Annotated in this window: 15 protein-coding genes and 1 pseudogene; 9 read left to right on the top strand and 7 right to left on the bottom strand. The window is 68.1% G+C overall.

What is annotated here, in order from left to right; all coding sequences use genetic code 11:
* Positions 1–99 precede the first annotated feature (99 nt).
* From KF715_08150 to KF715_08140, 3 genes are all read left to right on the top strand, one after another.
* Positions 100–1,953: a response regulator gene (locus tag KF715_08150; protein ID MBX3736644.1), complete on the top strand. Its 1,854-nt coding sequence runs from the start codon at positions 100–102 to the stop codon at positions 1,951–1,953.
* 129 nt (positions 1,954–2,082) lie between these two features.
* Positions 2,083–2,748, top strand: coding sequence for a translation initiation factor IF-3 (gene infC / locus KF715_08145; GenBank protein ID MBX3736643.1), 666 nt, complete (start codon positions 2,083–2,085; stop codon positions 2,746–2,748).
* A 28-nt stretch (positions 2,749–2,776) separates the two neighbouring features.
* Positions 2,777–3,856 carry an N-acetylmuramoyl-L-alanine amidase gene (locus KF715_08140; GenBank protein MBX3736642.1) on the top strand — a complete coding sequence of 360 codons (1,080 nt, stop codon included), beginning with the start codon at positions 2,777–2,779 and terminating at the stop codon, positions 3,854–3,856.
* Positions 3,857–3,878: 22 nt separating this feature from the next.
* Here KF715_08140 and KF715_08135 read toward each other — a convergent pair whose 3' ends face one another.
* On the bottom strand, positions 3,879–4,367 hold the full coding sequence (locus KF715_08135; protein ID MBX3736641.1) for a hypothetical protein: 489 nt from the start codon (positions 4,365–4,367) through the stop codon (positions 3,879–3,881).
* Between the two features lie 29 nt (positions 4,368–4,396).
* Here KF715_08135 and KF715_08130 point away from each other — a divergent pair, with 29 nt between their 5' ends.
* From KF715_08130 to KF715_08120, 3 genes and pseudogenes are all read left to right on the top strand, one after another.
* The gene (locus KF715_08130; protein ID MBX3736640.1) at positions 4,397–5,461 is read left to right on the top strand and encodes a hypothetical protein; all 1,065 of its coding nucleotides are present in this window, start codon (positions 4,397–4,399) and stop codon (positions 5,459–5,461) included.
* A pseudogene (gene crcB, locus KF715_08125) lies at positions 5,458–5,846 on the top strand (fluoride efflux transporter CrcB). Before KF715_08130 ends, crcB begins: the two are co-directional and overlap by 4 nt.
* A complete protein-coding gene (locus KF715_08120) occupies positions 5,826–7,475 on the top strand; it encodes a TIGR03790 family protein (GenBank protein MBX3736639.1) in 1,650 nt (549 codons plus the stop codon). Before crcB ends, KF715_08120 begins: the two are co-directional and overlap by 21 nt.
* Before the next feature lie 168 nt (positions 7,476–7,643).
* Here KF715_08120 and KF715_08115 read toward each other — a convergent pair whose 3' ends face one another.
* Positions 7,644–8,294, bottom strand: a complete 651-nt coding sequence (locus KF715_08115; GenBank protein MBX3736638.1) for an ATP-dependent Clp protease proteolytic subunit — start codon at positions 8,292–8,294, stop codon at positions 7,644–7,646.
* A 66-nt stretch (positions 8,295–8,360) separates the two neighbouring features.
* Positions 8,361–10,769, bottom strand: a complete 2,409-nt coding sequence (locus KF715_08110) for an ABC transporter permease (GenBank protein ID MBX3736637.1) — start codon at positions 10,767–10,769, stop codon at positions 8,361–8,363.
* A 123-nt stretch (positions 10,770–10,892) separates the two neighbouring features.
* Between KF715_08110 and ade the strand changes: the two genes are divergently transcribed.
* On the top strand, positions 10,893–12,539 hold the full coding sequence (gene ade, locus KF715_08105) for an adenine deaminase (GenBank protein ID MBX3736636.1): 1,647 nt from the start codon (positions 10,893–10,895) through the stop codon (positions 12,537–12,539).
* Positions 12,540–12,734: 195 nt separating this feature from the next.
* Here ade and KF715_08100 read toward each other — a convergent pair whose 3' ends face one another.
* From KF715_08100 to KF715_08090, 3 genes are all read right to left on the bottom strand, one after another.
* Positions 12,735–15,275 (bottom strand): serine/threonine protein kinase, encoded by a 2,541-nt coding sequence (locus KF715_08100; protein MBX3736635.1) that lies wholly within the window; start codon positions 15,273–15,275, stop codon positions 12,735–12,737.
* A gap of 4 nt (positions 15,276–15,279) precedes the next feature.
* Positions 15,280–16,035: a sigma-70 family RNA polymerase sigma factor gene (locus KF715_08095; protein ID MBX3736634.1), complete on the bottom strand. Its 756-nt coding sequence runs from the start codon at positions 16,033–16,035 to the stop codon at positions 15,280–15,282.
* A gap of 246 nt (positions 16,036–16,281) precedes the next feature.
* Entirely contained in the window at positions 16,282–19,437 is a 3,156-nt protein-coding gene (locus KF715_08090) for a hypothetical protein (protein ID MBX3736633.1), read from the bottom strand.
* Positions 19,438–19,568: 131 nt separating this feature from the next.
* On the opposite strand from KF715_08090, the gene KF715_08085 reads away from it, so the two are divergent.
* Both KF715_08085 and KF715_08080 read left to right on the top strand, forming a co-directional pair.
* Positions 19,569–20,678 (top strand): PEP-CTERM sorting domain-containing protein, encoded by a 1,110-nt coding sequence (locus KF715_08085; GenBank protein MBX3736632.1) that lies wholly within the window; start codon positions 19,569–19,571, stop codon positions 20,676–20,678.
* Entirely contained in the window at positions 20,675–21,601 is a 927-nt protein-coding gene (locus KF715_08080) for a PQQ-binding-like beta-propeller repeat protein (protein ID MBX3736631.1), read from the top strand. The genes KF715_08085 and KF715_08080 overlap by 4 nt, the downstream gene beginning before the upstream one ends.
* Here the strand turns inward: KF715_08080 and KF715_08075 are convergent.
* Positions 21,594–22,184: a methyltransferase domain-containing protein gene (locus KF715_08075; GenBank protein MBX3736630.1), complete on the bottom strand. Its 591-nt coding sequence runs from the start codon at positions 22,182–22,184 to the stop codon at positions 21,594–21,596. The genes KF715_08080 and KF715_08075 overlap by 8 nt on opposite strands.
* Between the last annotated feature and the right edge of the window lie 50 nt (positions 22,185–22,234).

Here is a 22,234-nt window from a genome sequence, read left to right as displayed (position 1 = left end):
GCCTTCGCGCCGGCGCGCGGGCCGGTGCGGTGCCCGGACTTGGTCGACAAGCGGGGCGATTTCCCCTGTGTTAACGGTGCCGCCGTGCGCGGCGTAAGCGTGGAAACCCATTCCCTTCCTCCTGCTGCTGCGGATCGCCGCGAGTCCTTGGTGCGTCAGGTCAGCGATGAGCTGGTGCGCGTCGCTTTTCGCGACTCGATCGTCGGTTCGGTGGTCGGCTCGCTGATCGCGGCGTTGCTGGCGGGCATCCTCACGACAGCGTTGCCGACGCTCGCGGTGGGCGTGTGGCTCGGTGTGGCGCTGGCGGTGAATTTCGCGCGGGTGGGTTTGTGGATCTGGTTTCGCCGGGAGCCGATGCGGGCGGTGACGCCGTGGAACTGGAGCGCCTTCGTCGTCACGAGTGCGCTGGCGGGGCTGTTGTGGGGCGCGTCGGCGTGGTTTTTCTATCCGGTCGTGCCGCCGGAATATCAGACGGCGATCGTGCTCGTGCTGGCGGGTCTCACGACGGGCGCGGCGCGGTTGCTCGTGCCGGTGCCGGCGGCGAATCTCGGCTATCTTTACCTGTCGGTTGTGCCTTTGATGATGCGGTTCCTCACCGCGAACGCTCCCGCGCCGGTGAATCTCGGTCTCGGGTTCATGTCGGTGCTTTATCTCGTCTACATGACGATCGCGGCGATCCAGCAGTATCGGACGCTCGCGGGGACGTTGCGCCTCGGCTACGAAAACGCCGCGCTGGTCCGCTCGCTCGGCGACGAGGTGGCGCGCCGTCAGCTGGTCGAGGTCGATCTGCGCGCCGCGAGCGAGAACGCCCAGGCCGCCAACCGCGCCAAGAGCGAGTTCCTCGCCACGATGAGCCACGAGATCCGCACGCCGATGAACGGCTTCATCGGCATGCTCCAGCTGCTCCACGATTCGGCGGACATGACGCCACGCCAGCTCGAGATGGTCCGCGTGGCCTCGGCCTCGGCCAACGCGCTCCACGATCTCCTGAACGACGTGCTGGATTTCTCGCGCATCGAGGCGGGGCGGCTCGAGCTCGAGCATGTGCCGTTCGAATTGCGCGGGCTCGTGGATGCGGTGGCGACGGCGATGCGGCCGCGGGCCGAGGCGGCGGGTTTGGTGTTGCGGGTGGATTTGCCGACGGACGCTCCGGTGCTGTGGCTGGGCGATCCCACGCGCGTGCGGCAGGTGCTGCTCAATCTGTTGAGCAACGCGATCAAGTTCACGCCCGAGGGTGAGGTGCGGCTGGCCGTGCGCGTGCTCGGGGACGCGGCGGCGGCGCGGCCGGGCGAATCCTGCATGCTCGAGTTTGCCGTCAGCGACACCGGCATCGGCATGGATGCGGCGACGCAGGCGCGGCTGTTCCGGCCGTTCACGCAGGCCGATAGCTCGATGAGCCGGCGCTACGGCGGCACCGGACTCGGGCTCGCTATCTCCCGCAAACTCGCCGGGGCGATGCGCGGCGACATTGTGGTCGAAAGCGCCCCGAACCACGGCTCGATCTTCCGTTTCACCGTGCAACTGGTGGTGGCTGCGGCTCCCGCGCCCAAGGACGAAGCGGACGGCCCGCTCCCGCGCCTGTCCGGCCGGGTTCTCCTCGTGGAGGACGACGCGACCAATCGCCAGGTGATGGGCCTTTACCTGCAGCGCCTGGGCCTGCGCTTCGAAGTCGCTGAAAACGGCGCGAGCGCCGTCGCCCAAGCGGGGGTGGGAGAGTGGGACGTGATTCTGATGGATTGTCAGTTGCCCGACCTCGACGGGATCGAGGCCACGCGGCTGATCCGCACCCGGCGTCCCGGCGACCGGCCGCCCATCATCGCGGTCACGGCCAACGTCCGGGCGAGCAACCGCGAGGCCTGCCTCGCCGCCGGCATGAGCCACTTTCTGACCAAGCCGGTGCGGTTGCGCGACCTGGCGGCGGCCTTGCAGGCCTGTTTGCCGGCGCCGCGTTGAGCGTCCGCCGGGCGCGGCCGGACGCGCAGCTCTGGCGTTCCCCGATGCAACTGGCTCAAAAAGGGGTTGTCATCACCCTCCTTCACGGCAAAAAGACGGCCCACCTACTCGGTTCAGCAAACCTAATTAATGGCACTTCCTTCCTCCTCCGGCGGCACCCGCCAGCCCTATAATCGCGGCGCTCCCCGCAACAACGACCCCTACGCTCACATCAAGCGTAACGCGCGCATCAAATCCCCCCAGGTGCGCGTCATCTCCCCCGAAGGCCGCCAGCTCGGCATCCTCGATACGCCGAAGGCCCTCGCTCTCGCGCAGCAGTTCAACCTCGACCTCGTCGAAGTCGCATCCGCCGCCGTCCCGCCGGTGTGCCGCATCATGGACTTCGGCAAATACATTTACGAGGAGCAGAAAAAGCACGCCCACTCGAAGCCCGCCGGCACGAAGCTCAAGGAGATCGAGTTCACCGTCCGCATCGAGAAGCACGACTTCGAAACCAAGGTGCGCCACGCCGAGGAATTCCTCGACGAGGGCAGCAAGGTGAAGCTCCGCCTGAAATTCCGCGGCCGCGAAATGGCGCACACCGAGATGGGCTTCGACGTCATGAACCGCGCCCTCAAGGAACTCGAGACCATGGGCCACCCGGACTCCGTGCCGAAGCTCACCGGCAAGCAGATCAACGTCATGCTGACGCCGAACCCGGTGAACAAGCGCAAGCCGAAGTATCACGTTCGCGAGTCCGCGCCGGCTCAGCCGGCCAGCTCCGACGGCGATCACGCCGCCGCGCCTCAATCCTGACGCGCGCCGCTCCGCGGCGTCGCCGAGCATGATCCGGGTCCTCGCCGCCGCGTTCGCGCTGCTCGCTGCGAGCGCCGGAGTTTTCGCGCGCCAGACCCCGGCGCCCGTTCGCGCCGCGCCCACGCGCCCCGGCGCCGTGCTCGGCGTCACCGAATGGCCCAGCGCCCGGCTTTACGGCGACGACTACGTCGACCTCACGGTCATCGCGAAAAAACTCGGCCTGAAGCTCACCTTCACCGGCAAGAAAGCCACGCTCGCCGACGCCGGAGGGGTGCGCTGCGTGTTCGAGGACGTCGAGCGCGACTTCTATCTCGATGGCGTCCGCATCCACATGGGTCGCCCGGTCGTCGCCTCGGCCGACAGCCTGTGGATCACCAAGCTGGACGCCGAGAAAACCGTCCTGCCGCTCTTCCGTCCCGGCGATCTCGCCAGCCAGCTCCCAGCTGTCGCGCCGCGCCTCATCGTCCTCGACCCCGGCCACGGCGGCACCGATCCCGGCACCGACAACCGCAAAGTCGGCATTGCCGAGAAAACCGCCGCGCTCGACGTCGCCAAGCGCGTCGAAAAACTCCTCACGGCGCGCGGCTACCGCGTGAAGCTCACGCGCACCGGCGACACGCGCTTCTCCTCCAATCCCCGCGTTGATCTGCCACTCCGCGCCGATTTCGCGAACAAGGCGCTCGCCGACCTCTTCGTCAGCATCCACTTCAACCACGCGCCCGAATCCATCCGTGGCGTCGAGACCTACAGCTTCACGCCGCGCGGCATGCTCTCGACCGCGTCGACCGAGCCCGACGACGACACCTCGCGTGCGTTTCCCGGCAACCGCTACGACCACGCGAACCTCCTGCTCGGTTTCGCCATGCATCGCGCGATGGTGAACGGCGTCGAGACGCCCGATCGCGGCTACAAGCGCGCACGCTGGGCTGTGTTGCGCACGCTCAATTGCCCCGGCGTGCTCGTCGAGTGCGCTTATCTCTCGAACGACGACGAGGCGCGCCGCGTCGCGAAGCCCGAGTTCCGCCAGCAGATTGCCGAGTCGATCGCCGCCGGCATCGCGGCCTACGCGGCGCAGGTCGAAAAGCTCCGGCCTGAACCGAAAAAATAGCGCCCGCGCGGACGGCGAACGACTACCTTTTCGCCAACGCGGAAATTGCCGCGAACGCGAGGCCGACGCAGAGACCGCGTGTGAAGATCCACCGGGCCAGCTCGCGGCGAAATCGAAACGTCTCATGTCGTTGTTCTAGCGCGGTGAGCTGGTTGCGCTCGCCCGGCAGCATTTGGGGCGGCACCATTGACACGACATAGGCTGTCGGGGACACCGGGATCAGCTGGCGCTTTCCCATCTCGGCCTGCACGTGGTCACGGAATGCGCCGAGCTCGCTCTCGGCCGTCCATGCCGATCGATCAGCGGTCAACCACTCGAAGAGGGCGGCTCCCACGACGCCCGTGATCAGCCACAGGCAGACCAACGCTAAAGTTCTCATATCAGAACGACGACGGATCGCCGGAACGATTCTTAGGCCGCGCGGCGCAAATCGGACAGCGCAAGGGCCGCGAAGTGGGTCGTGGCGACCCGCGCCGCGGTGCACCGCGGCCAGGAAATAGAGGCTGGCCAAGCGCGGTGGGGCGTCCTGAAACTCACCGCATGTTGTCACCTGTCCGTCTCGTCCTTGTGGCTGGCGCGCTGTGCGCAGCCTCCCTCGCGCAGGCGTGGGATTACGAAGGTCACCGTATCGTTGCTCAGCTCGCGCTCGATTCCCTGCCGGCGGATTTTCCGGCCTTCGCCCGCGATGCCGCCGCGACCGACCGCATCCTGCACATGGCGAACGTCCCCGACCGTTGGCGCAACGTCGACCCCGCGCTCAAGCAGGTCGGCGGCAGCTGGACCGATCACTTCTTCGACCTTGAGCAGGTGCCCGATGCCGGCCTCGACCTGAAGGAACTGCCTTCCTACCGGCTCGACTTCGCGGTGGCGTTTGCGGCCGGCCGCGCGGCGCACGCGGACAAGTTTCCGGTCATCGATCCGGAGAAGAACAGCGGCCACACCAACGAGTGGCCCGGCTTCGCGCCGTGGGCGATCGCCGAGAATTTCCACAAGCTCCGCTCCGCCTTCGGCTATCTGAAGGCCTATCAGGAAGTCGGCGGCACGCCGTCCGAGATCGCGAATGCGCAGGCCGACGTGCTCTATGCGATGGGCTTGCTCGCGCACGGCACGGCGGACTGCGCGCAGCCGCTGCACACGACGGTGCATCACAACGGCTGGGTCGGTGCCAACCCGCACGGCTACACCACTTCTCCGCGCATCCACTCGTGGTGCGACGGCGGTTTCATCGCCAAGGCCGGCCTCAAGGCCGCGGCGCTCAAGGCGCGCGTGGCCGTTGCCGAGCCGATGCCGCTGCCGGCGCGCGCGGACGGACGCGATCCGGTGTTCGTTGCCGCGGTGGACTACGTCGTTGCGCAACACGCCAAGGTCGAACCGCTCTACCAACTCGAGAAAGCCAAGCTGCTCGGCAACGGTCCCGAGCTGCCCGTGACGCCTGAGGGGCGCGCCTTTTTCGAAGGCCAGCTGCTGACCGGCGCCGACATGCTCGCCCGCCTCTGGGTTACGGCATGGAAATCCGCGCCGCTCGACAGTTACCTCCGCGAGCAACTGGTTCGTCGCCAGGTCGCGGCGGCCAACGCTGCGGCTCCGACCCCGAAGACTCCATGAACGCCGGCGCGCTGCTCTGGATTGGCCTCGGCGGCGCGCTCGGTTCGGTGCTCCGCGCTCTGGCCGGACATGCGTTCTCCGGCGCGCGTTTTCCTTGGGGCACGCTCCTGATCAACGCTGCCGGCTCGCTGCTGATTGGCTGGCTGATGGCCCGGCTCGGCTCGCTCGAGCCCGACGCCGCGGCGCGCGTGCAGAGCGCGCTGGTGATCGGATTTTGCGGCGGGTTCACGACCTTCTCGACGTTCAGCTGGCAGACGCTCGACCAGATGCTCCGCGGCCAATGGGCGGCGGCGGTGCTGAATGTCACGCTGTCGCTCGCGCTCTGCCTGCTCGCGGTGTGGCTCGGGTTTCGATTCGGCCGGGCATGAATTCCCTGCTGCGCACGCTGGGCCTGCTCGTTTTGCTCGCTACGGTGGCGCATGCGGCGGCCGACGATCTCGCCGCGCGCACCGTAGTGCTCGTGAATGCGCGCCAGCCGGAGTCGGTCGCGCTCGGCGAATTCTATGCGGCGAAGCGCGGCATTCCCGCCGCCAACCTCATCGCCCTGCCGATGCCGGCGGAAGAGACGATCACGTGGCGGACGTTCGTGGATTTCATCTGGCAGCCGTTGCAGGACGAATTGCTGCGCCGCAACTGGCTCGAGGGTTACTTGTCGGAAAAACTCGACGCGCTCGGACGCCGCCGCGCGGCCCTCACCGGACACAAGCTCGCCTATCTCGTCCTCTGTCGCGGCACGCCGCTGCGCATCGACAACGACCCGACGACGTTCGACGAACGCATGGCCTCGCGCCTGCAGAAGGAATTCCGCACCACCGGCGCCGCCGTCGATTCCGAGCTCGCGCTGATCGCGCAGAACAATCCACCGAACCTCGGCCCGTTGCAGAACCCGCTTTTCGGTGCGCAGCGCGCCTCGGAAATCAGTGCCGAACTCGTGGTGAAGACCGCGCGCCTCGACGGCCCGAGCGACAGCGCGGCGCGCAACCTCGTGACCTCCGCGCTCGAGGCGGAGCAGCAGGGCTTGCTCGGCCGCTACTACGTGGATCTCGGCGGGCCGCACGCCAATGGCGACCGCTGGCTCGAGGCGACACGCGACCAGTTGGTGAATCTCGGTTTCCCTGGCGACGTGCAGAGCGGGAGCGGCATGTTCGACGTGACGGACCGCTTCGACGCGCCCGTGCTGTATTTCGGCTGGTATGCGATGACGGTGAACGGGCCGTTCGCGCGGCCGGACTTCCGGTTCCCGCCCGGTGCGATCGCGCTGCACATCCACAGCGTGTCCGCGGCGTCGCTGCGCACGACGACCGACTATTGGTGCGGCCCGCTGCTGGCGCACGGCGTCACGGCGACATTCGGCAACGTGTTCGAGCCCTACCTCGAGTTCACCATCCGGCCGCAGCTGTTGCTGGCCGAACTCGCGCGGGGCAAGACGCTGGGCGACGCGGCGTGGTTCGCCACGCCGGCCCTGAGCTGGCAGACGATCATCCTCGGAGATCCGCTTTATCGCCCGTTCAAGGTCGGGCTCGACGAGCAGGTGCGGAATCTCGCGAACGTGCCGCACACGCTCGCCGGCTACGCCATCGCCCGGAAAGTCATCGTGCTCGACCGGCTCGGGCTCGACGACGAGGCGCGCGAGCTGCTCGCACGCGGCATGCGCGAGCAGCCGAGCGTGCCGCTGGCGCTGGCGGCGGCGCGCTACGAGATCGCGCACAACCGCCCGGCGGCGGCGGTCGCGGTGCTCGCCTTCATGCCGAATTTGCCGCCCGCTTCCTCCGGCGAGTGGCCGCTGGTGAAACTGGCGGCCGAACTCGTCGCGGCGCACGGCACGGCCCGCGAAGCGCTGCCGTTTTTCGAGCTGCTGGTGCGCTCAAACGCCCCGACGCCCGATGCCCAGCTGCGCGCATTGCAGGAGGCGCGGCGCGTGGCGGATGCGGCGGGGGACATGACGCGCTCGCTGGAATTCGCCCGGCGCGCCGCCGGCTTGCTGCCGGCCGCGGCACCCACTGCGCCGAAGTGAATCGGCTCCAGCTGTCGCGGCGGTTGTGGACCGTCTGACCGGAAGCGAGGGTCTCCTCTGTCGGGGCCGACGCCGGAATTCGCGCGCCTCCCGCCACGAAAAAGCCCGCCATCGCTGGCGGGCTGAAATTTTTCCGGCGCGGGCCGGCTGGTTTCCAATGCGGGGTGCTCAGACCTTGTCGACGATCTTGTCGGCGAGGCCGTAGGCGATGGCTTCCTCGGCGTTGAGGTAGAAATCGCGGTCGGAGTCCTTGTTGATCTTCTCGATCGGCTGGCCGGATGCGGCCGCGAGGATGTGGTTCAGCTCCACGCGGACTTTTTCCATTTCCTTCGCCTGGATGTTGATGTCCGTCGCCGGGCCGATGAAGCGGCCGGAGATCAACGGCTGGTGGATGAGCACGCGGGCGTGGGGATAGAGGTAGCGGCGGCCCTTCTTGGCGGCGCTGAGCAGGATCGAGCCCATCGAAGCGGCCATGCCGGTGACGATGATGTTCACGGGCGAGGTGATGAGTTGCATGGTGTCGTAGACGGCCATGCCGGCGGTGATGGAGCCGCCCGGGCTGTTGATGTAGAAATTGATCTCTTTGCCCGGAGCCACGGCCTCGAGGTAGAGAAGCTTCTCGGTGAGGTCCTTGGCCGACTCGTCGGTGACGGCGCCCCAGAGGAAGATCTTCCGCTGTTCGAGGAACTTCCGCTGGATTTGCGCGCCCACCGGCGACGGCGACTTGCTGGCGGCGCCGCACTCGTGGTCATCGTCCTCGTCATCCAAGCGAGGCGTGACGGGATGCTGGTATTCGCGGGTGAGGTTGTGAACGGACATGGCGCCAAACCAAACGCGGAACGGCGATTTTGCGAGGGGAATTTCTCGCGCCGCTCCGGCGCGGCATCAGTCGATGCGCAACGCCTCCATCGGGTCGAGCCGCGAGGCGCGCCAGGCGGGAAGCAGAATGGCGCCCACGCCGGCCGCGAGCACGAGGCCGGAGGCGAGCAGCAGAGGCGTCACGCTGATGCCGGTCATGCCGTAGACGAGGCCCTTCAGCACGCTTGTCAGCGCGAGCGTGCCGGCGAGGCCGAGCGCGAGCCCGAGCGCGACCCAGCGCAAGCCTTGCACGAGCACGAGGCGGAGGATGCCGCCGCCGAGCGACCCGAGCGCGAGCCGCACGCCGATCTCGCGCGTGCGTTGCGCCACCATGTAGCTGAGCGTGCCGTAGAGTCCGACGGCGACGAGCCCGAGCGCGACGGCCATGAAGAAATCCACCAAGCCCGCCACAGAACGCTCGCCCGCGGTGGCCTCGCGCACGACCTGGTCGAGCGTGCGGACGTCCTCGACCGGCAGCTCGGGATCGATCTCGGCCACGGTTTTCCGCAGCAGCGGCGCGAGCAACGACGCCGGCTGCGACGAGCGCAGGTTCACGTAAACGGTGTCGCCCCAGTGCCGCGGCGGAGTCGTATACATTTCCGGCTGCACCTCGGCGGTCGCGCCCCATTGGCGGACGTTTTCCACCACGCCGACGACGGTGGCGGTATACCACGGGTCCTTGGCTTGGTTGGCGCGGAAGACTTGCCCGATCGGGTCCTTGTCCGGCCAGGCCTTGTCGACGAAGGCCCGGTTCACCACGACGCCGAGATGACCGTCCTTCGTCATGTCGTCGGCGGAGGTGAGGTTGCGGCCGCGCACGAAGGCGAGCCCCATGGCCTCGAAGTAACCCGGCGTGATGGACGAGCGCTCGACGTTGCGGCGGCGCACGGTCGGGTCGTAGACCTCGTCGTTGACGAGTGCGCTGGTGTTGCTGCCACCCTCGAGCGGGAGCTTCGAGGTGAGGCCGACGGCGGTCACGCCCGGCAGGGCGCCGAGGCGCTCGGCGAGTTTCTCCCACGCGCGCACCTGGGCGGCGTCTTCCTCGTAGGCTTTGCCGCGGAAACTGAGCCGCGCGGACAGCACGCGATCGGTCGAGAGCAGTTTGTTCTGTTCGAGGATTTTGAAATATGAGGCGGAGAACAACGCGGCGCCGTTCGCGAGCACGAAGGCCACGGCGATCTGCCCGACGAGCAATCCGCGCAACATGAGGTGGCGCGACCCCGGGCCGCCCGCGCCGCGCGCGTCCTGCCGCAGGATGGAGCTGATCGAGGTGCGCGCCGCGGCGAGCGCCGGCGGCAGACCTGCGCCCAGCGCCGTGAACAAGGCGGTGCCGACCGCGAACGCGATCGTGAGCCAATCGAGCGAGATGGCAGCTTTGCGCGCCGCCGTGGCCGGCGCGATGGCGCGGAGCACCTCGACGCCGCCCCAAGCGAGGGCGAGCCCGAGGGCGATGCCGAAGAGCGCGAGCAGTCCGCTCTCCGCCAGCGTCAGCCGCACGAGCCGGCTGCGCGGAGCGCCGAGCGCCACGCGCACGGCGAATTCGCCCTGCCGCTGCGTGCTGCGGGCGAGCAGCATCGAAGCGACGTTGGCGCAGGCCACGAGCAACACGAGGCCGACGGAGGCGAAGAGCAGCCAGACGCGGCCGCCGAGTTCGCGGGTCATTTCCTCGCGCAGGGAGCGCACGAGGAATTTCTTGTGGGTGTTGCTGTCGGGATAAAGCGCCGAGAGCTGCTTGCCGATGGCCTTGATCTCGGCGTCGGCGCTGCCGACGGTGGCACCGGGTTTCAGGCGCGCGACCGAGCAGAGATAGTGGCTGTCGCGCTGCTTGCGCTCGTCGTCGCCGAGGCGCATCGGCAGCCAGACCTGGCAGTCCTCGGTGCGCATCCACGGCGAGGCGAATTCGAACGAGGCCGGCATGACGCCGATCACGGTCACGTCCGTGGAATTCAGGCGGATGGTGCGGCCGACCTTGGTCGCATCGCCGCCGAGCATCTGTTGCCACAGGGCATGGCTGATGATCGCCACCGGAGCGGAGCCGGGGCGGCAGTCTTCCTCCGTGATGCCGCGGCCGAGGGCGGGCGCGACACCGAAGGCCGGCAGCACGCCGGGCGAGAGCCGCACACCGGGGACGCCCTGCGCGGTCTCGCCGCCGAGATTGACGCTTTCCTTTTGGTAGATGCCGAACTGCTCGAAGCAGCGGTTTTGTTTCTCGAGATCGAGGTAGTCCGCCGGCGAAAGCGGCCAGCCGTTGCCGGACCACACTTGCACGATGCGGTCTGCCGCCGGGTAATCGAACGGCTGCACCACGAGCGCGCGCAAGGCGCTGAACATCGCGGTGGAGGCGCCTATGCCGACGGCGAGCGTAAGGATCGCGATGCAGGCGAAACCGCGTGACTTGGCGAGTTGACGAAGGGCGAGACGCAGGTCGGTGAGCATGGTGGTCAGGCGGCGGGTAGAGTCGCCTCGTCAAGAGAACCCGCCACCGGCCCCGCGGTTACAGCAAATCGCGCCCGGAGGCCGGCATTGCGCCGCCGACCGATGGTTGCCTGACTGTCCCGCATGAAGCCGCGTCCTCAACGCCTCGCCGGGCAAATCGTCGACCTGCATGCCCGCCGGATTTTTTCCGGCGTCGTCGAATGGAGCGAAGGTCGCGTGGTCGCCGTGCGCGAGGACGCGCGTGTGCGCGAGACGCGGTTGATCATGCCGGGCTTCGTCGATGCGCACATCCACATCGAGAGTTCGCTGCTGCCGCCGTCGGAATTCGCGCGGCTCGCCGTCGCCCACGGCACGGTGGCGACGATTTCCGACCCGCACGAAATTGCCAACGTCCTCGGCGAACGCGGGGTCGATTACATGATCCGCGACGGTGCGCGCACGCCGCTCAAGTTTCATTTCGGCGCGCCGTCGTGCGTGCCGGCGACGACGTTCGAGACCGCCGGTGCCACGCTCGATGCGAAGGCGGTCGCGCGCCTGCTCAAGCGGCGCGATGTGCACTATCTCGCCGAAGTGATGAATTTTCCCGGCGTGCTCGGCGGCGATCCGTCGTTGCGCGCGATGATCGCGGCGGCGCAGAAGCTCGACAAACCGGTCGACGGCCACGCGCCCGGCCTGCGCGGCGAGCCGGCCCGCGCCTACGCGGCGGCCGGTCCGTCGACAGACCACGAGTGTTTCACGCTCGAGGAGGCGCAGGACAAGCTCGCGGCGGGCATGAAGATTCTCATCCGCGAGGGCTCGGCGGCGCGTAACTTCGCCGCACTCGCGCCGCTGCTGAAATCCGCACCAGAGCGGGTGATGCTGTGCTGTGACGACCTGCATCCTGACCTGCTCGTGCAACACCACCTCGATGCGCACGTGCGCCGCGCGCTGGCGACGGGTGCAGATCGTTTCGATGTGCTCCGCGCGGCGAGTGTGAATCCGGTGGAGCATTACCGGATGCGTGTCGGCCTGCTGCGCGCGGGCGATCCGGCGGATTTCGTCGTCGTGGATGGCTGGAAGAACTTTCGCGTGGAGCGCACCTACATCGACGGCGAACTCGTCGCCGCGAACGGGCGTTCGCGTCTGAAGCGCTTGCGCGCCAGGACGCCGAACCAGTTCCACGCCCAACCGCGCGCGGCGGCGGATTTCGGCGCGCGCCCGACGGGCGGCGCGAGATTGAACGTGATCGAGGCGCTCAACGGCCAGCTCATCACGCGCCAGTTGCGCGAGGAGCCGGCGGTGCGCGGACGGGAGTTCGTGGCGGACGTGAAGCGCGATCTGTTGAAGATCGTCGTCGTGAACCGCTACGCGCCGCGCGCACCGGTGGCGGTGGGCTTCATTCGCGGTTTCGGTCTGAAGACGGGCGCGCTGGCCTCGTCCGTCGCGCACGATTCGCATAACATCGTGGCGGTCGGCGCGGACGACGCGGCGCTCGCGCGGGCGGTCAATGCCGTGATCAAGCACCGCGGTGGCCTGAGTGTGGTCGACCGCGCGGGGCGCGGGCGCGTGCTGCCGTTGCCGATCGCGGGGCTGATGTCGGACCGCGACGGTCGCTGGGTCGCGCGGCGTTACACGGAGCTCGATCGCGCGGCGAAGATGCTCGGCTCGAAGCTCGACGCGCCGTTCATGACGCTGTCGTTCATGGCGCTGCTGGTGATCCCCGACTTGAAGCTGAGCGATCGCGGATTGTTTTCCGCGACGCAGTGGGGCTTCGTGCCGTTGAACCAGTAGCGCGGACTTCAGGTCGTCCGCGCCGGGGTGCGCGGCCGGTCGCAAGCCGAGGCTATTTTTCGCGCCATCGCTCGGAAAGACGGCGTGCGGGCAATTTTGCGTATTACGCAAAATTGCGACGCCCGGGAGCCGTCTTGGGTCGAAGCGAGGGCCGGGCAATTTGCCGTATTACGGCAAATTGCCCCGATGCGATCGTCACTTGAACTCGGCGGCGCGGTCGGGTTTGGCCCATGCAGTGTAGAGTTCGGCGAGGTGCTCGCGCGTTTCCTGGACGATGTTGCGGCGGAGCGCGGGGATGCGCTCGAGATTGGCGGCGAGGACGCGGTGGCCTTCGAGCAGCAACGGCTCGGCTTCGGCGAAACGGCCGAGGCGGGCGAGGGCGGTGCCGAGGTTTGCGCGGGCGGCGGCGGCCATCCAGCCGCTTGCGTCGGCCTGCAGTTGCGCGGCGAGCGATTCGCGGAGGACGGGTTCGGCCTCGGTCGGTTTGCCTTGGCGGAGAAGTAGATCACCGAGTTGGAAGAGCGCCATGAGCGTGTGCGGGTGCGCGGGGCCGAGCACGGTGCGGCGAAGGTCGAGCGTTTCGCGGGTGAGCGCGACGGCCTCGGCGAGTTTGCCTTCGCGGCGATAGGTGTCGGCGAGGTTGCCCATGAACACGAGCGTCTCCATGTGGCGGTCGCCGAGCGTGCGGCGGGCGACTTCGACGCTCGCGCGCTGGAGGGTTTCGGCCTCGGCGAGCCGCCCGAGGGCCTTGTAGACGCCGGCGAGATTGTTGGTGGTGACAAGCGTGTCGTGGTGGTCGGGGCCGAGGACGCGGCGGCGGTAGGCGAGGATGCGTTCGTTGATGGCGGCGGCTTCGGCGAATTTGCCCTGATCGCGGCAGGCGAATGCGACGTTGTTCCACGCGGTGATGGTGTCGGGATGCTCGGGACCATGGGCGGCGGTCTCGATTTCAGCGGCTTCGCGGAAGGTCGCCTCGGCCTCGGAAAAGCGCGACTGCTGACTGCGGATGCTGCCGAGAATGCTCAGGCCGAAGAGGCGGTCGGGACTCGCGGCGCCGAAGACGCGCCGGGCGAGGGCGACGTTCTCGACGATGAGCGTCTCCGCTTCGGTGGTGCGACCGAGGTCGCGGAGATTGGCGGCGAGTCCGTCGGCGGCGGCGAGCGTATCGGGGTGTGCGCGGCCGAGCAGGAGGCGTTGGCGTTCGAAGGTGGCGCGGTGGATGCGTTCGGCGTCGGCGGTGCGGCCGAGACTGGTCAAGGCACCCGCGACTTCGCGGGTGGCGGCGAGCGTCGCCGGGGCGTCGGGGCCGAGCACGCGGGAGCGGATTTTCCACGCCTGCTCGATGTGCGGCAGGGATTGCGTGTATTCGCCGAGCGAGTCGTAGACGTGGCCGATCATGCTGTGCACGTCGGCTTTCACGAGCGGGTCGTCATCGAAGCGGTTTTCCAAGCGGGCGGCGGCGCGGTCGAGGACGGTGCGGAGCTTGAGGTCGCGGTCCGGTTGCTCGGTCGGGGACGCTTGGGCGAGGAGATCGTTTTGCAGGAAATCGGAAAACGCCTTGCTGGTCTTCGCCTCGGCCAGCGCCCGCTGCTCGGCGTGGCGGGCGCGGATCGCGAGGGAGGAGCTGACGATCGTCGCGGCGAGGAGCACGGTGACGAAGGCGGCGCCGATGCCGAAGGCGACGCGGTGGCGGCGCGCGTAGCGGGTGAAGCGCGTCCAGGCACCGGGCGGCTGGGCGAGAATCGGCTGGCCGGCGAGGAAGCGCCGCAGGTCCTCGGCGAGCGCGGCGGCGCTGGCGTAGCGGCGCTCGGGTTCGCGTTCGAGGAGTTTGAGAGTGATCGTCTCGAGATCGGGCGGCGTCGCGGGCGCGAGATAGCGCAGGGAGGGCGGCGGACGCTCGGCGACCAGTTGCGGCAGCGTGACGGCGCTGGCACCGGCGAATGGCGTGCGGCCGGCGAGCATTTCGTAGGCAATGACGCCGAGAGCGTAGAGATCGCTCGCGGCGGTGACGGCGGCGCTGCCGCCGAGGATGGCTTCGGGCGCGAGGTAGTGCGGCGTGCCGAGGACGCCGGTGACGGCGGTGAGGTCGCCGCCCGGCTCGAGTTCGGCGGCGAGACCGAAGTCGGCGAGGCGCGGCTCGTCACCGTCGAGGAGGATGTTGGAGGGCTTGAGGTCGCGGTGGAGGACGCCTTCGCCGTGCGTGTAGGCGAGAGCCTGGGCGATCTTGTGGAGCAGCGCGGCGGCTGCGGATGGAGCGAGCGGACCGCGACGCAGGCGTTGCGCGAGATCGCCGCCTTCGACGTAGTCCATCGTGAAAAACACGTGGCCGTCGGCGCGGCCGGAATCGTGCACGGCGACGATGTGCGGATGACGGAGGCGGGCGGCGGTTTGCGCTTCGCGGAGAAAACGGAGTTCAGGCCCGGCGGCGTTGCCGGTGTCGGGAAGGGCTTTCAGCGCGACGATGCGGCCGAGGGCGCTCTGGCGGGCGGCGTAGACGTGGCCCATGCCGCCACGGCCGATGTCGTCGATGATTTCGTAGGCGCCGATGCGCCGGAGCTCGCCGGAGCGGTTGTCCGGCACGGCGTCGGTCGGAGGCGTGAGTGCGAAATCCTCACCCGCGAGCGCGCGCAGGCCGGCGCAACGCAGGCAAACGCCGCCGACGGCGAACGGATGCGCCGTGGAGCCGCCGCAGGAGGGACAGATGTTGAAAAACGGTTGGGCGGAAACGCTGGGCATGGCGTCAGGCGCGGAGCGCTTGGAGGAGGTGCTGCATCTCGGCGCGGACCTCGGTGGGGTCGCTGACGGTGGCGGCGACTTCGAGTTTCACGAGTTCGGCGTAGCGCTGGTTGAGGCGATGGACCCACACGGCGACGTTGGTGCGCGTGGTGCCGAGGGCGGCGGCGGCGCGATCGTAGTCGCCGGCACCAGGGGCGGAGCTGAGGAAGGCCTTGAGCACGGCGAACTGCTCGCGGCGCGCGGGCGTGGACTGCTCGTCCTCGAGCTTGTGCAGCGCGCGGGCGAGGAGCGTGAGTGCCCAGCTGCGTTCGAAGACGCTGCTGGGATCGGCGGCGGGTTGGTCGACGGTGGCGAGTTCGCGTTCGGCGTCGAGGGATGACCAGTCGATGAACTGGGCGCGGCCGCCGCGCTTTTGGGCGGAAGCGCGCTCGAAGTGTTCGCTGAGAAAATGGCGCAGCGCGCCGACGAGGTAGCCGCGGAAGCGACCTTTGGCGGGATCGGGGCGGTCGAGAAAATCGCCGTCGAGCAGGTAGACGAAGAAGTTTTGGGTGAGATCCTCGGCGTCGGCGGGCGAGTGGCCGCGGCGGCGCAGGTAGCCGTAGATGGGCAGCCAGTAGCTGGCGCAGAGTTGCTCGAGGGCGGCGCGGCGGTTGGTCGAGTCGCGACGCGCCTGGAGGATCACGCTCCATTGGGTGGGCGCGAAGGGAGCGCCGGCTTCGGTGTCCGGTGGCGGCGTGGGGCGGGGCGCGTTGTCGGTCATGACTGCCGATCGGGGCGGATCGGGAGCGAGCGACTGTCTTGCCGGGCCGTTTGGCGAGTCAAGGGTGGTTCGGCGCAGCAGTGGCATCTTGGGGCGAAAGACGAAAGCGAATGAGATGGATTGGGGGAAACGCGGGAGCCGATTACGCGAAAAGAAAAGCAAAAGGCCGCCGACGCTGGTGGCGTCGGCGGCCTGTGCACAGGTGGGCAGCGGTGGTCCGCGCCCGGCCCGGAACCATGGGTGGCGTTACGGCAGCGCGGCGCTGAGGTCGAAGGTGAGCAGGCCGGCGCTGTCGGCGGTGAACGTGCCGGTGGCGCTCGGTTGGATCGCGATGTCGGCATTGGCGCCGTTTTGCACGGCGACGACGCTGTAGTGTGCGCCAGGGACGGCGCCGCTGACGTAGTGTTTCACGGTGGTGAGCGGGGCGCTGTAGGCGGTGCCGTTGAACGTGGCGCTGTAGTTCACCGCGAAGAGCACGACGTCCGTGCCGACGACGGCGCCGGTGAAGGCATCGCCGGCAGTGCTGTCGACCTGGGTCGGTGTGAGGCGGGCGGAGGCGCTGCTGGCCGTCTGGATGACGTGGAGGAAGCGCGTGCTCGTGGGCAGCGTGGGGTCCTCGACGACGAGGCGGCCTTGCGTGATCTCGAGTTCGGCGACGGGCGACATCGAGTTGTTCACGGGCACGTAGGTGATCGAGGCGTTGGCCGGTTGGAGCGTGTTGACGAACAGGTATTGGCCGCCGGGCGTAACGGCGGTCGCGGTGCGATTCGTGGCGTCGATCGTGGGCGTCGTGGTGACGTTCAGGTTGAAACGCTTGAACAAACCGCTGTGCACTGAGGCGGCGCGATCGTAGACGACGGTGACGTCGGGCGAGAGCCAGACGATGGCGCGGCTGGCGTGCGCGATGTCCATGAGGGCATTGCTGGGCGTCCACGTGCTGGGGCGGTTGTAGCACTTGGTCATGTCGGTCGAGGCGTAGGCATAGCCGGCGCCGTTGCTCATGACGGTAACGGGGTCGCCGGCGCTGAGGCCGTTGTTATATTGCGAGCCGTTGATGAAGTAGGACGACTCGAAGTGCTGGAGCGTCGGCGTGCCCTGGCTGCACCAGTTCTGGAGCGCGAGGGTGTTGTGCCAGATGGAGGACTGGCCGTTGGTGCTGTTGTCGTAGTTGGAGAATTCCTTGGTGAGCCACTCGCCGCGGCAGTAGAGTTGGAATTGGCCGGCGTCGCAGTTCTGGTGGTTGATCGAGGTCCAGCTGCTGTGGAAGTCGAAGAGCGTGCCGTTCGGCGTCCAGTCGTTGCGGGCGAGGAGGCGGCCGAAGCTCGGATCGATGAACGTGGTGGCACGGGCCGGCCGCGGATCGGCGGGGTTGAGCGCGGTGGGGTCGGTCGGATCGAAGAGCATGAAGTAGAGGATCGTCTCGGTGACGTTCCAGGGGCGCTGCATGCGGTTGATCAGGCCGGCGGCACCGCCTTCGACGGCGTGGAGCGCGATCCAGCGCGCGTCGTTCAGGTGGGTGGCGAGGCCGCGTTTCTGCTCGGTGAAGGCCATGAGCGTGAACGTCGTCATGTTGTCGGGCGTGACCCAGATGCGGAGCACGTCGCCGAAGTTCATAATCTGGTAGATCGGGCCGAGGTAGCTTTGCTGCCAGGGAACTTGCTGCTTCGGCACCATCATCGAGTAGAAGTGGTGCACGTAGCGGTCCCAGGTGGACGAGTTGATCAAGTTGATCTGCGGGCCGGAGACCGCGGGGTCGGTGATGCCGGCGGTCTGGAGTGCGAGGAGCTGGCCTTGCACGTAGCCGACAGAATGACCGTAGAGGCCGCCTTCGACCGCGACGCCGCCGGAGGCGAGGCCGACGCTGGCGGTGGCGGGCAGGTTGAACGTCGCGCGCACCGTCGCGGGCGCTTCGAACATCGCATACTGCTGGTAGAGCCACGCGCCGGTGGCGTTGAGAAGGTAGGAGCGCAGGGTGTTGCCGCGGACGGAGTCGGGCAGCGTCGGGTCGGAGGCGGCGTCATCGGCCGCGTCGAGCGTGAGCGGCATCATGGTGATGAGGCGCGCGTGATTGAGGTAGTAATTGTTCGCCGCGATGCGCGGGGCGTTGCCGCCGGGGAGCAGCGCGGTGCTGTTCAGCACGCCGATCGGATTCGGATGGTCGCCACCGGTGGTGTAGGCGTTGAGGCAGTCCTCGGACCACGTCATGAAGACGCGGCGAATGGCGGCTTTGTCCTGCGCGGTGAGAATTGGCACCGGCTGGCCGTTGGCGTCGGTGACGCCTTGCAACCAGTCCGCGAGGAGCGGCCAGCACTCTCCGGCGGCGTTGGAGCGGCAGTAGATCGCGAAGATCGGATCACGGAACGGCGCGCCGGCGGCGTGGCCCTTGTCGGCTTCGTTGATCACATACATGAACATCTGGCGGGCCTTCTGGGCGTAGGCGGCGCGAGCGACGGGATCGGGATCGACGAGGCCGAAGAACGCGAGCAGCAGCGCGTGCTGTTCGCTCACCATGTCGCTCGTGACGCTGGCGCCGGAGTAGCCGTAGATGTCGCCCGAGTCGGGATAGGGCGACGCGGGATGCACGCCGTCGGGGAAACAGAGTTTGTAGGCGCTCAGGGAGACTTGGAGCATCGAGCGCAGGCCTTGTTGATAGACCATGTTGCCCGAGTAGGCCCAGGTGCGCAGGCGCGGCAGGTCGCTGGGGTTGAGCCAGAGTCGCGGGTGGCCGGCGACGGGCGTCGGCAGCGGCGGCGGCGTGTAGTAGCTGCCGACGATGTTCACGTTGGCGCTCGGCATTTGGAAGGTGGTCGTCGTCGCGAGGGCGTCGGTGAACGAGGCGCCGCTCCATTGCTTGAAGGCCTGGCCGGCGGGCGGCGGGTTGGCCTTGATCGTGACGGTCGAGTAGGGGGCGAAGCTGGCGGAGGTCGCGCCGTTCACGGTGCCGTTGGTCACGGTGACGGTGTAGGTGGACGGTTGCTGCGTGCTGCCGCCAGAGGAACTGCCGCCGGACGATGAGCTGGCGATCGTCTTGACGGTGGTGATGGCGGAGTTGGCGGTCGCGCCGGTGGAATCGGTGCCGGTGACGCGCACGAAGTTGTTGCCGAGCAAGGGCGGCGTCCACGTGACCGAGTAGGGCGCGCTCGTGGCGGTGCCGATGAGCTTGCCCGACAGCATTTCGTAGAAATCGATCTTCACGATCGGATTCGCGTTGCCGCTCGCCACGGCGGTGACCGTGACGGAGCTGCCGAGCGTCACCGAGGTGTTGTTGACGGGAGCGGTGATCGTAAGGGCGAACGGCTGCGTGGCCGCGAGGGCCGGGCGCGCGAGGGCGCCGAAGAAGGTCAGGGCGGCGAGGAGCGCGAGCCAGACCGACGAGCGGAAAAACAGATCAGTGTGTTTCATCGCGACGAATTCCCGAGGCGGACGGGAGCGCATTTCAGTTTTTACGCGCTGGCTTAGCCGACCGGTCAGGACGTGCGAAATCCTGTGCGAATTCGCGTAATCGGCGCCGGCCGACTCCCCAAACCGGGCCGATGAAACTGACGCCCCTGTTCTCGCTTCGCTCGTGGTTCCGGGTGGCGGGGTGGGGCATTTGCGCGGCGGCTCACGCGCAGGTGTCGGTTGTCGATCTGGGCAGTCCGACCGCCAACAGCGTGGCCTACGCGGTGAGCAACGGCCAGCAGGCGGGCTTCGACGGCACGGTCGCGACGGTGTGGAGCGGGAGCGCGGGCAGCGTCGTGAATCTCAATCCCGCGGGGGCGTTCGACTCGCACGCGCTCGCCACGAACGGTTCACAGCAGGGCGGCTTCGCGGACTTTGTCGGGGTGAACGGCAACGATCATGCGGCGTTGTGGAGCGGGACGGCGGCGAGCTTCGTCGATTTGCATCCCGCGGGCGCGTCGTCCTCGATCGTCACCGCGTTGTCCGTGACGCAGCAGGGCGGATCGGCACGCTATGCGGGCGTGGCGCATGCGACGCTGTGGAGCGGCACGGCGGCGAGTGCGGTGGATTTGAACCCGGCGGGCGCGGCCGGTTCGGAAGTGCTCGCTCTCACGGCGGCGCAACAAGGCGGCTATGCGGCGATCGGCGGTGTGACCCATGCGGCGCTGTGGAGTGGGAGCGCGGCGAGCTTCGTCGATCTGCATCCGGCGGGCGCGAGTTACTCGCTCGTTTACTCGATGACCGGCGCGGCGCAGGCGGGGCAAATGGGCGTGGGTGCGAACTCGCACGCCGCGCTGTGGTTCGGCGATGCGGCGAGCGTCGTCGATTTGAATCCGGTCGGCGCGACGAGCTCGGTCGTCTATGCGACAGCGGGTTCGTTGCAGGCGGGCGCGGCGCAGTTTGGCGGTTACGATCACGCTGGATGGTGGGCGGGCGATGCGGCGACATTCTACGATTTGCAGCCGGCGATCACGGCGGCGATCGGGCCGAGTTTCATGTCGTCGATCATTCACGGCGCGGAGCTCGTGGGCAGCACGCTTTATCTCGTGGGGCAGGCTTACGATGCGGGCATGGCTGACCAGCGGGCGATCCTCATCACCGTGTCCGCGGTGCCGGAGCCGGCGGCGAGCGCGTTGATGATCGCGCTCGTGGTGCTCGGAGCGATGTGGCTGCTGCGGCGAAAGAGAAAGGCCGTGACATGAGCCGGTTCATTCGCCGGGCGATGTTGTTTTGCCTGCTCGCGGGCGGGCTGGCGGCGCAGACGACGCTCTACGTGACGGTGGGGCCGTATTTCTATTCGTTCAATGCGCTCACGGGCGCGCCGATCGCGGCCCCGCTGGGCAACACGAATTCCTACACGTGGGAATCCGCGCTCGACGGCAAGGGCCAGCTCTACGTCGCGCTGTATGGACAGGCGCAGGTCGGCGTCTACAACGCGACGACTGGTGCGACGATCAACCAGACCTTCCTGCAGGCGGGTGCGAACACGCCGACTGGCTTGGCGCTGTGGGGCAATAATCTCTACGTCGCCTCGCAGTCGCAGCAGCGCGTCAGCCTTTACGACGCGACGACCGGCGCGCTCACGAGCGCGAATTTTCTGACCGGTTTCGCCTCGCCCGAATACCTGCTCTCCGACGGCGCCGGCCGGCTCTACGTCAGCGATTACTCGGGGACGGTGAGCGTCTTCGACGCGACCACCGGCGCGGCCATCAATCGCAACCTCGTCACCGGCATCGCCGGCGTGCCGATGGGCATGGCCGTGAACACGGCGAGCAACCGTCTCTACGTCGCGTCGGTGCAGGGCAACAGCGTGGCGGTTTACGACGCGACGACCGGTGCGGTCATCAGCTCCAATCTCATCAGCGGGCTTTCGAGCCCGCGCGCGCTCGCGCTCGATCCGACCGGGGCGCTCTACGTCAGCTCCTACAACAGCGTCGGAGGTTACTACCAAGTGGGCAGCTTCGACAGCCTGACCGGCGCGGCCATCAACCCCGCGTTGCTGATCAACGGCGGCAGCATCACTTCGCTGAACGTTCTCGCGGTGCCCGAGCCGGCGACCTGGGTGTGTCTGGTCTTGGGCGTCGTCTGGCTCGGGTGCCGCGGCTGGTGGCGGCGCGCTACCTGACGCGGCGGTATTCGCGCCAGCGCTCGTTGTTGCCGAAGAGCGGGAACGGTTCCGCCGCCGGCTGATCCTGCGCCAGCACGAAGCGCGGCGAGAAGAGCTTCGCCTCATCGCCGGCGTGGAGCTGGTAGGGCGGGCCGCCCTGCTCCTCGCCGAGATAGAACAGCCCCACGAGCACGCCGCCCGGTTTCAGCAGTTGCGCCATCCGGGCGATGTATTTCGGGCGCAACTCGGGCGGCAGCGCGCACAGGAAAGTGCGTTCGTAGATCACGTCGAACGGCGCCGCGGCGAAGTCGAAGGTGAAGTAATCGCCGAGGAACACGCGGTCGGCGAGCACCGGCCCGAGGTTGGCGCGGGCGCGCTCGACGGCGGCGGGCGCGAAGTCCACTGCGGTGACGTCGTAGCCCGCCTCGTAGAACGCCGCGATTTCGTGGCCGGAGCCGCAGCCGGGGATGAGCGCACGCCCGCCGCTTGGCCGAGCCTCGAGGTAACGCCGGAGTTGCGGCGGCACGCCGCCGTAGTCCCACGGCGTCGTGCCGGCGGCGTAGCGCTCGTCCCAAAATTCCGGGCGCGACGGGTGGCTCATGACAAAGAAAGAACCGCACCACGAGGGTGCGGTTCCAAGAAAATATTCGG

The sequence above is a fragment of the Candidatus Didemnitutus sp. genome (assembly GCA_019634575.1).
GTDB lineage: Bacteria > Verrucomicrobiota > Verrucomicrobiia > Opitutales > Opitutaceae > Didemnitutus.
This window is presented reverse-complemented; position numbering and strand designations above follow the sequence as displayed.

Bases quoted from the DNA above. Each gene is read 5' to 3' on its own strand.
- KF715_08080 (MBX3736631.1), top strand. From the start codon at position 20,675: ATGAGCCGGTTCATTCGCCGGGCGATGTTGTTTTGCCTGCTCGCGGGC.
- KF715_08130 (MBX3736640.1), top strand. From the start codon at position 4,397: ATGTTGTCACCTGTCCGTCTCGTCCTTGTGGCTGGCGCGCTGTGCGCA.
- KF715_08095 (MBX3736634.1), bottom strand. From the start codon at position 16,035: ATGACCGACAACGCGCCCCGCCCCACGCCGCCACCGGACACCGAAGCC.
- ade (MBX3736636.1), top strand. From the start codon at position 10,893: ATGAAGCCGCGTCCTCAACGCCTCGCCGGGCAAATCGTCGACCTGCAT.
- KF715_08100 (MBX3736635.1), bottom strand. From the start codon at position 15,275: ATGCCCAGCGTTTCCGCCCAACCGTTTTTCAACATCTGTCCCTCCTGC.
- KF715_08085 (MBX3736632.1), top strand. From the start codon at position 19,569: ATGAAACTGACGCCCCTGTTCTCGCTTCGCTCGTGGTTCCGGGTGGCG.
- KF715_08075 (MBX3736630.1), bottom strand. From the start codon at position 22,184: ATGAGCCACCCGTCGCGCCCGGAATTTTGGGACGAGCGCTACGCCGCC.
- KF715_08090 (MBX3736633.1), bottom strand. From the start codon at position 19,437: ATGAAACACACTGATCTGTTTTTCCGCTCGTCGGTCTGGCTCGCGCTC.
- KF715_08120 (MBX3736639.1), top strand. From the start codon at position 5,826: ATGAATTCCCTGCTGCGCACGCTGGGCCTGCTCGTTTTGCTCGCTACG.
- KF715_08110 (MBX3736637.1), bottom strand. From the start codon at position 10,769: ATGCTCACCGACCTGCGTCTCGCCCTTCGTCAACTCGCCAAGTCACGC.
- KF715_08140 (MBX3736642.1), top strand. From the start codon at position 2,777: ATGATCCGGGTCCTCGCCGCCGCGTTCGCGCTGCTCGCTGCGAGCGCC.
- infC (MBX3736643.1), top strand. From the start codon at position 2,083: ATGGCACTTCCTTCCTCCTCCGGCGGCACCCGCCAGCCCTATAATCGC.
- KF715_08115 (MBX3736638.1), bottom strand. From the start codon at position 8,294: ATGTCCGTTCACAACCTCACCCGCGAATACCAGCATCCCGTCACGCCT.